Origin of the sequence: Aeromonas sp. D3, from assembly GCF_027705025.1 — a bacterium.
Classification (GTDB): Bacteria; Pseudomonadota; Gammaproteobacteria; order Enterobacterales; family Aeromonadaceae; genus Aeromonas; species Aeromonas salmonicida.
This window is the reverse complement of record NZ_JAPDBE010000028.1, coordinates 20,221-31,325: the sequence shown is the minus strand read 5'-3', so window position 1 is coordinate 31,325 and position 11,105 is coordinate 20,221. Positions and strand designations below refer to the sequence as shown.

10 protein-coding genes are annotated in these 11,105 nt (G+C 62.5%); 2 read left to right on the top strand and 8 right to left on the bottom strand.

Annotated features, from left to right (window positions below; translation table 11 throughout):
* Nucleotides 1-23 precede the first annotated feature (23 nt).
* Nucleotides 24-968 (bottom strand): amonabactin ABC transporter substrate-binding protein, encoded by a 945-nt coding sequence (locus tag OKC28_RS15655; protein ID WP_270690198.1) that lies wholly within the window; start codon nucleotides 966-968, stop codon nucleotides 24-26.
* A gap of 158 nt (nucleotides 969-1,126) precedes the next feature.
* Between OKC28_RS15655 and amoD the strand changes: the two genes are divergently transcribed.
* Nucleotides 1,127-1,852, top strand: coding sequence for an amonabactin biosynthesis phosphopantetheinyl transferase AmoD (gene amoD, locus OKC28_RS15650; protein WP_270690196.1), 726 nt, complete (start codon nucleotides 1,127-1,129; stop codon nucleotides 1,850-1,852).
* An 81-nt stretch (nucleotides 1,853-1,933) separates the two neighbouring features.
* Here amoD and OKC28_RS15645 read toward each other — a convergent pair whose 3' ends face one another.
* The 5 genes from OKC28_RS15645 to OKC28_RS15625 form a co-directional block, all read right to left on the bottom strand.
* On the bottom strand, nucleotides 1,934-2,737 hold the full coding sequence (locus OKC28_RS15645; protein WP_270690193.1) for an amonabactin ABC transporter ATP-binding protein: 804 nt from the start codon (nucleotides 2,735-2,737) through the stop codon (nucleotides 1,934-1,936).
* Complete coding sequence (locus tag OKC28_RS15640) at nucleotides 2,737-3,804, bottom strand: amonabactin ABC transporter permease subunit 1 (RefSeq protein ID WP_270690191.1); 1,068 nt, start codon at nucleotides 3,802-3,804, stop codon at nucleotides 2,737-2,739. The genes OKC28_RS15645 and OKC28_RS15640 overlap by 1 nt, the downstream gene beginning before the upstream one ends.
* 14 nt (nucleotides 3,805-3,818) lie before the next feature.
* Nucleotides 3,819-4,835, bottom strand: a complete 1,017-nt coding sequence (locus tag OKC28_RS15635; RefSeq protein WP_005315288.1) for an amonabactin ABC transporter permease subunit 2 — start codon at nucleotides 4,833-4,835, stop codon at nucleotides 3,819-3,821.
* 71 nt (nucleotides 4,836-4,906) lie between these two features.
* Nucleotides 4,907-6,880: a siderophore amonabactin TonB-dependent receptor gene (locus OKC28_RS15630; protein WP_270690189.1), complete on the bottom strand. Its 1,974-nt coding sequence runs from the start codon at nucleotides 6,878-6,880 to the stop codon at nucleotides 4,907-4,909.
* 57 nt (nucleotides 6,881-6,937) lie between these two features.
* Entirely contained in the window at nucleotides 6,938-8,176 is a 1,239-nt protein-coding gene (locus tag OKC28_RS15625; RefSeq protein WP_270690187.1) for a siderophore amonabactin export MFS transporter, read from the bottom strand.
* Nucleotides 8,177-8,432: 256 nt separating this feature from the next.
* Here OKC28_RS15625 and OKC28_RS15620 point away from each other — a divergent pair, with 256 nt between their 5' ends.
* Nucleotides 8,433-9,185: a hypothetical protein gene (locus OKC28_RS15620; protein WP_270690185.1), complete on the top strand. Its 753-nt coding sequence runs from the start codon at nucleotides 8,433-8,435 to the stop codon at nucleotides 9,183-9,185.
* A gap of 15 nt (nucleotides 9,186-9,200) precedes the next feature.
* Here the strand turns inward: OKC28_RS15620 and OKC28_RS15615 are convergent, their stop codons facing one another.
* Both OKC28_RS15615 and corA read right to left on the bottom strand, forming a co-directional pair.
* Complete coding sequence (locus OKC28_RS15615; RefSeq protein WP_021139146.1) at nucleotides 9,201-9,662, bottom strand: DUF2919 domain-containing protein; 462 nt, start codon at nucleotides 9,660-9,662, stop codon at nucleotides 9,201-9,203.
* A 151-nt stretch (nucleotides 9,663-9,813) separates the two neighbouring features.
* Nucleotides 9,814-10,761 (bottom strand): magnesium/cobalt transporter CorA, encoded by a 948-nt coding sequence (gene corA, locus OKC28_RS15610; protein ID WP_005315297.1) that lies wholly within the window; start codon nucleotides 10,759-10,761, stop codon nucleotides 9,814-9,816.
* Between the last annotated feature and the right edge of the window lie 344 nt (nucleotides 10,762-11,105).

Genomic DNA, 11,105 nt, shown 5'->3' with positions numbered 1-11,105 from the left:
TTTTTTGCCATATGAGCGCGGGCTTATTGGGTGATGGGGGCCGCGTCCGGTTTGGCGAGCAGCTGCTCGACGTCGTCGATCACCTTGAGGGCCGCCTGGGGGCCGCCGGTGGAGGTCCACAGCGAGCCGTCCACGGCGCCAAAGCGCTTGCCCTTGATGGCGTTCAGTTGCTGGAAGGCCGGGGTCTGCTCGGCCTGCTTCATGGCATCCACCGCATCGCCGCTGGCGCTCAGGGTGCCTATCACCAGCCAGTCACCGTCCAGCAGGTTGAGGGACTCCAGACTCAGGGCCGGGGAGTGGGGGGTTTTGTCGCCGATCTGGTGGGTGGGACGGGCCAGCCCCATCTCTTCCACCACGCTGCTGGCGAAGGTGCCGCTGTGCATGTAGCTCGGGCCCTTCGGGTTCCAGCGCACTATGCTCAGGCGCTCGCCCAGATGCTTGGCAAGCTTGCTGCGGGCCTCTTGCAGGCGGGCGTCATACTGGGCGAGGAAGGCCTTGCCCTCGGCGTCCCGGTTCAGCACGTGGGCGCTGCGATTGAAGATCTCCTTCCAGGAATCACCCCAGTTGCCGGTGACCACTGTGGGGGCTATCTCTTGCAGCAGGGTCAGCAGCTCGGGTTTGGTCTGGCCGGTCAGGATGAGATCCGGCTCCAGATCGATCAGCCGCTCCAGATTGGGGTTGTCCAGGTCGCCGACCACGGCGATATCCTTGCCCGCCTTGTTCAGCAGGTAACGGGGCAATGTGCCCTGGCCACGACCGTTAACCGTGCCGACCGGCTGCAACCCCAGGGTCAGGGCCGTATCCAGATCGATTTCGCTCAGCACCACCACCCGCTTGGGTTGGGTGGGCACGACCTGGGTCTTGCCATCGGCATCGGTCACCTGACGGGTCTCGGTGCTGGCCTGGGCCTGAAAACCGACCAGGCTGGCCAGCATGAGCGCGGCGGCCAGAGGGGAGGAGATCTTCATCGTTACATCCTTCTTGGTGAAATCAGCGAAAAACCGGGCCCCAAACGGGCGGACTTATGCTATCACAAATTCAAATGATAAAAATTGTCATTTGCGTTTGTGGTGCTGAGAGGGGGTGATTTGCTACCATGACCGCTCTCGAACCAAGGGCCTTTTCGATGCCAATCGCTTCCCTGGCTGCCGGATCCCTAGGCAGCTTTATCCTGCATGCCGACTGCCTGCCGCTGCCCGGTGCGGCGCATATCGCGCTGCAGCGGGTCTGCTTCGATCCCGCCGCCTTCAAACCGGCCTGCTATGAGCAGGCCGGGATCCTGCTGCCTGCCAGCTTGCAGCGCGCGGCCCCCAAGCGGCTGGGGGAGTTTCTGGCCGGTCGGTTGGCGGCCCGTGAGGCTCTGCGCCGCGTTGGGCTGGGTGATCATGTGGTGGCCATAGGATCGGCCCGCGAGCCGCGCTGGCCTGCGGGGTTTGAGGGCAGCATCAGCCACAGCCTGTTGCAGGGGCGCGGCATGGCCCTGTGTGCGGTACGTCCGGGTCAGGCAGGGATGGGGCTGGATCTGGAAGCCTGGCTGGAGGATGGGCAGACGAGCGAGCTCTGGCCAGGCATTGTGAATGATGAGGAGTGGGGACGGCTGCAGCGCTGTCCGCTCGGTCCGGCCCAGGGGTTGACTCTGGTGTTCTCCGCCAAGGAGAGCCTGTTCAAGGCGCTCTACTCCAGGGTGGGGCGCTATTTTGACTTTCTCGATGCTCGCTGGCTGGCCATGACGGAGCAGACCCTCACCCTCGAACTAAAAAGCGCGCTGATCCCGGATCTGCCTGCCGGCTGGCACTGTACCCTGCACTGGCAACGCTTGCCGGGGGGCGTGCTGACCACACTTTTACTCTGAGAAAACCTCTGCCGCTCAACCCGCTGTCCGGTGTTATGGGCCTAAAAAAACCGTCATCAGACGGTTTTTTTGATCCTGCGCTCAGGCTTGCTGCTTCATGGCAAAAGCCTGCGGGCGGCGGCGCGGCACTATGATGGGGGCGCCATCGCCGGGGGCGTGCAGTATGTCTACGTCCGTCTGGTAGAGGCGGTCAATGAGGGGCTTGGTCACCACCTCGCGAGCCGGGCCCATGGCCTGGATCTTGCCCTCGCCAATGGCGATCAGCTCATCGCAGTAGCGGGCGGCGGTGGCGAGATCATGGATGATGATGAGCACCGTCTTGCCCTCGGCGGTGATCTGGTGGATGGCTTCCATCACTTCCGTCTGGTGGCCGATATCCAGCGCGCTGGTGGGTTCATCCAGCAATATGATGTCCGCGTCCTGGGCCAGCACCATGGCCAGCCACACCCGCTGGGCCTGGCCGCCGGAGAGGGAGCTGGCGCTCTGTTGCAAGATGTCGCCAAGTTGCATCCGCTCGCAGGCCCAGCGCACCATGCGGGCATCCTCTTCACTCCACTGATTGAACCAGCCCTGATGGGGATGGCGGCCGTACTGCACCAGCTGCTCGACCTGAATGCCGGCGGGCACCAGGGGGCGCTGGGGCAGGTAGGCCAGCTCCCGGGCCAGCGCCTTCATGCCGTAACTCTCCAGCGGTTTGCCCTTGAGCAGTATCTCACCGGATTGTGGCTGCTCCTGGCCGGCCAAAAGCTTTAGCAGGGTGGATTTGCCGCCGCCATTGGGGCCGACGATGCCGACCAGCTTGCCCTTGGGAATGGTGAAGGAGATGTCGTTGAAGACGGGCTTTTGCTGATAGCCGAAGTGGAGGCGATTTAGGGTGAGGGTCATCAGTCGGTTCTCTGTCTGTCTTTGATCAGAATAAACAGCAGCAGTATGCCGCCAAGAATACGGGTCATGATGCCGGTGGCGACCTCATGGGGGCTGGCCAGTACCCGCACCAGGGTGTCACTTGCCAGCAGCAGCAGGGCGCCACACAGGGCGGCAATCCACAGCGGCACTATGCGATCCCGGCTCATCCAGGAGGCGAGTATGGGGGCTGCCATGGCGATGAACACCACAGGACCGCCGATGGCGGTGCCAAGGGCCGCCACGACGATGGCCTGGGCCAGCACGCCGAGCTGCACCCGGTTGACGTTCACCCCCAGACTCTGTGCGGTGACAGGGCCCAGACGCAGCACGCCCAGGGCGCGGGAGAGATAAATGATCCAGGGGCAGACCAGCAGGATCAGGATCCCCACAGGCACCACTGTGCCGTAGCCCTGGCCGACGAAGTTGCCCATGTTCCACAGGTAGAGGCTGGTGAGGTGCACCAGCGACTGGGTGGACATGACGAACTGGCCGATGGCGTTCATCAGCTCGGAGACGCCGATACCGATCACCACGAACAGATAGCCCTGCTCCCCCGGCTTGTTGCACAGGGCATAGAGCACGACGGCGGCAAACAGGGCGCCAAGGGGCGCGGCCCACCAGGGCCAGCTGCCCAGAGTGAGGTAGAGGGAGAAGGCGATGATGGCCAGCGACGCCCCCTCGTTGACCCCTATCATGTCCGGGGTGGCGAGGCGGTTGCGAATGAGGGTCTGCACCAGGCAGCCGGAGAGGCCCATGGCGGCGCCTGCCACCAGCACGGCGACGATGCGCGGCAGCCGGATCTTGAAGACAGTCACCTCATCGAGCCGGCTCCCCTCACCAAGCAGGGTCTGCATGACCCCCAGCATGGTGAGCTTGCTTGAGCCCAGGGTCAGCGCCAGCAGGGAGAGCAACGCCAGTGTGAGCACCAAGCCCAGCGTGATAAGCCAGGCGCGGCGGTGCAGCAGCAGGGTGCGTTCACCCAGTCGCAGGCAAAGGGTGCCGGAGGGGAGTGAAGCATTCAGCGATGTGTTCATTGGATTGTTCATGAGGCAGGGTGACCTTATTTGACGGCCAGCAGGGAGCGGAAGCCACCGCTGCGCACCACCATGATGAGCACGGGGGCGCCGATCAGCGCTAGGATCACGCCGTTGGGCAGCTCGAACGGTTGGATCAGCCAGCGGGCCAGTATGTCGGCCCCCAGCAGGAACAGCACACCAAACAGGGCGGAGAAACGCACCTGGATGGCGAGGCGCACTGGCTCCACCAGACGGGCGCAGTAGGCGGCCAGAAAGCCGACGAAGCCGATGGGGCCGGCGATGGCGATGGCGCAGGCGGTGAACAGGGTGGCGGCCAGCAGCACACCGATCCGCACCCGGGTCGGCCGTATGCCGAGGGCCTGGGCCTGGTTGTCTCCCATCTGCATCAGGGTGAGCTGGCGGCAGAGCGCCAGGGTCAGCAGCAGACCGGCCAGGGCGAAGGGCACCACAGTGAGCACGGCGTCGAGATCCGAGGCCGCCAGAGACCCCAGGTTCCAGAAGCGGAACTGCTCCAGCACCACCTTGTTGGAGAGCAGCAGGAAGTTGGAGAGGCCGCCAAAGGTGGCAGAGAGGGCGACCCCCACCAGGATAAGCTTGAGCGGATTGGAGCGACCCACCATCAGGCCGAGGCCCAGTACTATGAGGTTGCCAAGCAGGGCACCCATACCGGACCAGAGCAGATAACCGTAGGCCGATTCAACGCCGAAATAGGTCAGCCCTATCACCAGGGCGAAGACGGCGCCGGCGTTGACGCCGAGCAGGCCTGGCTCGGCCAGCGGATTGCGGGTAGCGCTTTGCAGCATGGAGGCCGCCAGCGCGAGACAGACGCCCACCACCAGTGCACAGAGGGTGCGGGGCAGACGCAGGGTATGAATGATCATGGCGAGCTTTTCGTCGGCCATGAGGGCGGGATCGCCCAGCAGAAATCCGGCGACCTCGCGGCCACCATAGACACCGGCACCCGTGGCCAGTGACAGACAGATCAGCATGAACAGGAGAACAACTCCCAGCCAGAACAGCTGTGTTTGGTGTCTGAGCACCCGGATACTCCTTATTGTCGAGGCGGTAAAAACGGAAAAAAGGGAGCCCGCTTGGGCTCCCGAACAGGGGATTACAGCTTGTAATTCACCCCGGCATAGACGGTGCGACCTTCCAGAATGAAGTCGGCGTCGGTGGCGACCTGGTCACGCTGGGTGTTGGTCAGGTTGGTGATGCCGAGTTTGAAGTCGAGCGCCGGCGTGACTTTCCAGTTGGTGTTGAGGTCCAGGGTCTGATAGTGCTTGGACTTGAGCGCCTGGGAGTTGTGCATCGGCACCTTGATGAACTGGCTGCCCACGTATTGCCAGGCCAGGTTGGTGCTGACGATCTCGGTGGCTTGCCAATCCAGGCTGAGGTTGCCGGTGTGATCCGGGGTCTTGGCCAGATCCTCGCCCGTGCTCTTGTCTTCGGAATCCAGCAGGCTCCAGTTGCCGGTCAGCTTGACGTTGTCCAGTACATCGACCCAGCCGGTCAGCTCCAGCCCTTTCACCCGTGCCTTCTTGACGTTGAGGTAGGTCATGACGGTCGGACGGTAGCCCGGGCCCCACTGATCGCTCTGGATCAGATCTTCGATGTCGTTGTGGAAGCCGGTCACACCTGCGCCGAAACGCTCACTCTCGTAGGCGGTGCCCAGCTCATAGCTGACGGCGGTTTCCGGTTTCAGGTTCGGGTTGCCGACCACCTTGCAGGCGCCACGGCAGGCGGTGGTGGCGAAGCCTTCGCTGGACTGGGCCAGGGTCGGTGCCTTGAACGCCTTGCCGGCGCCACCCTTGATCACCCACTCGTCGGTCAGTTTGTAGAGCGCATAGGCGCGCGGGCTGAATTCGTTGCCATAGGTTTCATGGTGGTCGAGGCGGCCGGAGAGGGTCAGCGCCAGATCCCCCAGGCTGAATTCGTCCTGCAGATAGAGGGCGCTCTGGCTGGCATCCACGCTGCCGTTGGTGATGCTGCGGCTGTGCTCCAGCTCGGTCTTGCGCATCTCGGCACCCGAGGTCAGCAGGTGATCCCCCAGATAGCCGCTCAGCTGGCCATCGACCGTGTGGTTGGTCTGGGTGACATCGGCGGCGCCGCCATTGAGCTGGGAGTCATCCATCAGATCCGTCTGCTCGAAGTAGTAGCGGGCGCGGCTGTCGAAGTGCTCCCAACGGCCGTTGTGGGTTAGCCCCAGGCTCAGACGATCGAGTTTTTGCACGTTGTGCGGGGTGGCCGGTGCGGTCGGGGCACGGGGTACGTTGTTGAAGTAGCTGTCCATGTCGTTCTGGTTGTAGCCCAGATCGAAATCGATATCCTGGTTGTCACTGACCAGCCACTTCAGGCTGGAGAGCACATTGACCACTTCCCGTTTTTCCAGCGCATCGGCATCCAGGTTGTTGGACTGATCGCTGTGCCAGCGGTCACGCTGGTAGCCTTCGACCACCACGCTGCCCAGCAGCTTGTTGTCGATGAGGGCACCGGAGGCAAAGGCGCTGCCCTGGTTGGCATCGCCACCGTCACCCTTGGTGGGCATGGAGTGGGTGTAGCCGAAGGCCGCTTCGGTCTTCTCCTTGGCCTGGCGCAGGATCACGTTGACCACGCCGCCCAAGGCATCGGCACCGTACAGGGAGGATACGGGGCCACGGATCACTTCGATGCGCTCTATGGCCGCCATGGGGATGGAGCTCAAGTCGAAGTCATTGCCAAAGGAGCTGCCCAGGGTTTCGCGGGCGTTGACCCGTTTGCCGTTGATCAGCAGCAGTGTGTAGTCGCCGCCCATGCCGCGGATCTTGATCTCGCTGCGACCCGTAGGATTGGTGCCTATGATGTTGACACCCGGCACATGTTTGAGGGCATCGCCTATGTTGTTGGCGTTCATCTTGTCCAGATCGGCGCGGGTCACCACAGAGACGCTGGCCGGGGCGGACAGTTCCGTGTGCTTGGTCTGGGTGGCGGTGACCACCATGGTCTCGTTGGCTTTGGGCAACTCGGCCTGGGCTAGGCCCGGCAGGGCAAACAGACCGAGGGAAAGCAAAATCGGGTTCAAGCGAAATACGCCAGGCTGCAACTGCATAGTCAAAACTCCATGAATAAAACAGAGGTTATGGGGTCCGGCTCTGGGGCCGGTGGCTCACTGACTTCCCTGTCTGGCGGTGCCAGACGCGGGGTTATTGTTATTCCTTGTCTGCGCCAGTCCCTTGAGCAGGAGCCAGACGCCACCACAGGCCAGCAGGCTGCAGGCAATATTGATCCAGGCAAGCCCTGTAAAGCCGTGCAGGGCGCCAGTGTTGTCCGAGAAGAGATACTTGGCCGAGATCAGGCTGCCGAGACCCGCCGCCACATTGGTCACAGTGCCCTGAAAAGACATGAAGGCGGCGCGCTGATGGGGGGCCGGAATGGCTGCCGTGATGGCGAGCGTGGTGCTGGAGCGTGCCGAGCTCAGCGCCATGAAGAGGGTAAACAACAGATAGACGGGCACGCCAACGGGGGCGGCGAAGCCGAGCAGGGTGATCAGGGCCAACAACAGGCTGGTGATCAGGATGGCGGCCAGCGCCCGGCCCTGATCGATCCAGCCACCGCACAGCCGCATGGTCGCCATGCTGGCGAGGCCGCCACACAGGTAGAGGGCGGCGATCTGCTCGCGGGGGAAGGCGAGGTTGAACTGGAAGTAGTTGGCAAAATGCGGGATCAGCAGGAAATGACCGAACATCTGCAAAGAGAGAATGAGCAGGGCGCCCTGGCAGAGCGGCGATCCCAGCAGCTGGCGCAGCCCGCTACCCTGGGGAGAACGGGTGACCGGCAGGGAGGGCAGCAGCAGGGCGCACAGCAGGGCCAGCAGCAGGCCGCAAGCACCGAACAGCAGGAAGGGGCCCTGCCAGCCGAGCCACTGGGCCAGGATGAGGGCAATGGGCACTATCAGGATGGCGGCCAGCGAGAACGCCATCCCCACATAGGCGAGGCGGCGGCCCCGCTCGGCCGGGGGGACCAGGTCCAGTACGGCGGCCATCAGGATGGCGGAAAGAGGCCCGGCCACGCAGCCTGACAGTATGAACAGCATCAGCAGCTGCTGGCTGTTCTGGACCAGGGCGCAAGCCATCAGCAGCAAGAAGCGCAGGGTCAGCAGCACCAGCAGGGCGGGTTTGCGGTTGACGCGATCGAGCCAGGGAGCGGCGATAAGCCCCATCAGAGCCGCGCCCAGGGTGGCGCCGCCGCTGAAATAACCGGTTTGCTCCGGTTGCATGCCGAGGCTGATGACCAGATCCGGCCCAAGCGGCATCACCATCATCATGCTGCCCATGGAGAGCATGTTGATCAGCATCGCCAGATGGATGGCAGCAGGGGTAGTGGTGACGGCGTTTGCTGGCTTCATCAGAAGTGGGCTCGAAAAAATGAGTCCGAATTGTATCCGAGCGATTTTTACGTGACAACAAATGGTAATCATTTTTATTTGTGTTATTTGATCTATCTCCGTCCTTTCCGCTCGCAGGCTGCCAAGGGGGGCGCTCCGGCCCATGCCGCCATTGCCCCTGGGGTGCAAAGTCATTGAAAAGCGAGGCAGATGGATCATGATGGTGATAGCCAGACTGGCAGAGGCGGTGAGCCGGGCTTCCGGACAGGAGAGAGAGATGAAAAGGTGGCGTTGGAGCGGGATCTTGTTGCTGTGGGGGCTCTGGTGCCTGCCGCTGCGGGCCGAGGTCAAGGTGGTCCCGGTATTCGAGGCCGAGGCCATGGTGCAGACCCTCAAGGAGATCTACCCGGACCTCGGGGTGAGTGCCATGGGCAACCAGCTGGTGCTGAGCGGCAGTGCGGCCCAGTTGCAGGAGGCCGAAGCGACCCTGGCCAAACTCAACCAGCCGCCCCAGAGCCTGCTTGTCGAATGGCGGGTGGATGGTGCCTCAAGCGGTCAGCAGATAGAGGCTGGTATCGGTGGTGATGCGGCCAAACGACAATGGCTGCTTGAGGGCAATGCCCGGCAATACCAACGCAGCCAGAATGACAGCTGGCAGGTGCGCGGCCTGTCGGGGCGGCCCGTGTTGCTGCAGATGGGCTCCTACCAGCCGGTCACCTTCTATCAGTGGCGCGGTGGTCAGGTGGTGGGCTTGATGCCGCTCATCAACGGCCTCTATACCACCGCCACCCTGATCGGGGACAGGGTGCAGATAGCGCTCAGCAGCGAGCAGGCCAGGCTGGAGCAGGGCACCGTCACCACGGGGCAGAATGCCACCGAGGTGAGCGGTGCCCCGGGTCAGTGGCTGACGGTAGGGGAGTTATCCACCAAATCGGCCGGGCAAGGGAGCAGCCTGGGTACCCAGTTGCAGGGGGGGAGTGGTACTCAGAGAGATCGCCAGACCCTGCAGATCCGGGTCACTCGTCAATGAGTGACCCCTGCATGCTCAGTGAGGTTGATCGGCCGCGTATTCGCGGATCTGGCGGCTGCGCAGCAGATACCAGAGTGCCCAGAGGCTGCCGATCAGCACCAGGGCGGTGGGCCAGCTGAACGACCATTTCTGCAGGTTGAGGCTGTGCAGCTGCATCACCAGGCCGCTGATGGTGGAGCAGAGCAAGAGGCCGCGGCTGTGGCGTCTGAGCCAGGCGCGCACGCTGTCAGTTTGCTGATAGGTGCCGCCAAAGGCGAGCAGTGCCAGCATGGCGGGCACGTCAGTCAGCAGGCTGATGTAGAGGCTGATCTTGTCCGGATAGAAGAGGGTCAGGATCTCGCTGCCGCTCTCGCGGGTGACCCCGGCCATCAGAAACAGCCAGACCGAGCGGGTCAGCAAGAGGGCGATGGGCCAAAACCAGAGGGGAGGGCGCAACTGGCCGTGATCGTCATATCTGTGTTCGGGGTAGAGGGTCATGGTCGCCCGTTATCGCCTGGGTTGTGCAAATGATGAAGAGGATATGGGGCAGAGTGGCGCCCTTTGCAAGGCATGCCGGGTGACACGAATTAATCGGGGGGCCAGTGCCCCCCCAATCCATCGTCTCTTCTTATCGCACTTTCTGGCGGCGTTACAGCCAGCCCTTGCGCTTGAAGAAGAGGCCTGTGCCGAGGGATGACATCACCATCAGCACCAGCGACATGGGATAGCCATACTCCCAGGCCAGCTCCGGCATACGACCGAAGTTCATGCCGTAGATGCTGGCGATCAGGGTGGGCGGCAGGAAGATCACGGCGGCCACCGAGAAGATCTTGATCACCTTGTTCTGCTCCAGATTGGTGACCCCCATGGAGGCCTCCAGCTGGAAGTTGATCTTGTCGAACAGGAACTGGGTGTGGGGCAAGAGGGACTCCACGTCGTGCAGCATCTCGTCGATCCACTTGTTCTGCTCGCCCGTCATACGCTGGCGCAGGCTGCGTTTGAGAAAGCGCAGGGCGCGACGGGTATCGTGCAGGGAGAGACGGATCTGGCCGTTGGCCTCTTCCTGTGCCATCAACTCCTTGAGCATGGGATTGATCTGATCCGGCTCGAAGATTTGATCGGCGGTGTTTTCCAGGGTCTTGTAACCGTCTTCGATGAGATCCGAGAGGTACTCCACCTTGAGGTTCTGCACCTCCAGCAGTATGTCGAGGGCATCCTCCACCTCCAGCCTGTCCTGGCGCATGTAGTGGCGCAGCAGGCGCACCAGGCCGATGTCATCCTCGCGGATGCTGATCAGCAGATTGTTGCGCAGGGTAAAGGAGACGTGGACACCCTTGGTGTCACGGCCGATCCGCTGGGGAAACAGGGAGTGAATGTGCAGACCATCGGTATCCCAGTAAAAGCGGGCGGATGCTTCGATGTCGTCCAGCTCTTCCTTGTCGGGGACCTCTTCCAGAAACAGGCCGGTCAACCATTCTCGCTCCGCCGTGTCCGGCTTGTAGGCATCCAGCCAGACGGTGTTGTCAGGCAGTATGTCGTCAGGCCCGAGCGTGACTATGTCCAGTACCTTGTTATTGAGAATGTAGGCGGTGATCATCTGTCCCCCCTTAAAAAGTCGTGGGTCATCAGGGATGGTTGCACAGGTCATGCGGCCTTAGATCGCGTAGAAAGCGATCCCGTGGATAAGCGAAACGGGCCGATGGAAAACCTGAATGCGGCGAACTATACAGGGGCGGGGAGCGCTTGTCAGGGCCTATTCATCCTAGGTTCAGCCTGTTCGCTCAAAAAAACAGCGAGGTCGGATCAGCGGATCCGGCCGCGAAAGTGACTGCCTGTTCACTGCCGTATTGTGCAAAGTGCCCACTCGGGGGGACAGGCATCACCTATTGGGATAGTTGGGTCCTGACCCTCCTTGCGGTGGTGTCCAGACGGTCTGGTAGC

Coding starts and splice junctions, on each gene's coding strand:
- OKC28_RS15655 (WP_270690198.1), bottom strand. CDS start 968: ATGAAGATCTCCTCCCCTCTGGCCGCCGCGCTCATGCTGGCCAGCCTG.
- amoD (WP_270690196.1), top strand. CDS start 1,127: ATGCCAATCGCTTCCCTGGCTGCCGGATCCCTAGGCAGCTTTATCCTG.
- OKC28_RS15645 (WP_270690193.1), bottom strand. CDS start 2,737: ATGACCCTCACCCTAAATCGCCTCCACTTCGGCTATCAGCAAAAGCCC.
- OKC28_RS15640 (WP_270690191.1), bottom strand. CDS start 3,804: ATGAACAATCCAATGAACACATCGCTGAATGCTTCACTCCCCTCCGGC.
- OKC28_RS15630 (WP_270690189.1), bottom strand. CDS start 6,880: ATGCAGTTGCAGCCTGGCGTATTTCGCTTGAACCCGATTTTGCTTTCC.
- OKC28_RS15625 (WP_270690187.1), bottom strand. CDS start 8,176: ATGAAGCCAGCAAACGCCGTCACCACTACCCCTGCTGCCATCCATCTG.
- OKC28_RS15620 (WP_270690185.1), top strand. CDS start 8,433: ATGAAAAGGTGGCGTTGGAGCGGGATCTTGTTGCTGTGGGGGCTCTGG.
- OKC28_RS15615 (WP_021139146.1), bottom strand. CDS start 9,662: ATGACCCTCTACCCCGAACACAGATATGACGATCACGGCCAGTTGCGC.
- corA (WP_005315297.1), bottom strand. CDS start 10,761: ATGATCACCGCCTACATTCTCAATAACAAGGTACTGGACATAGTCACG.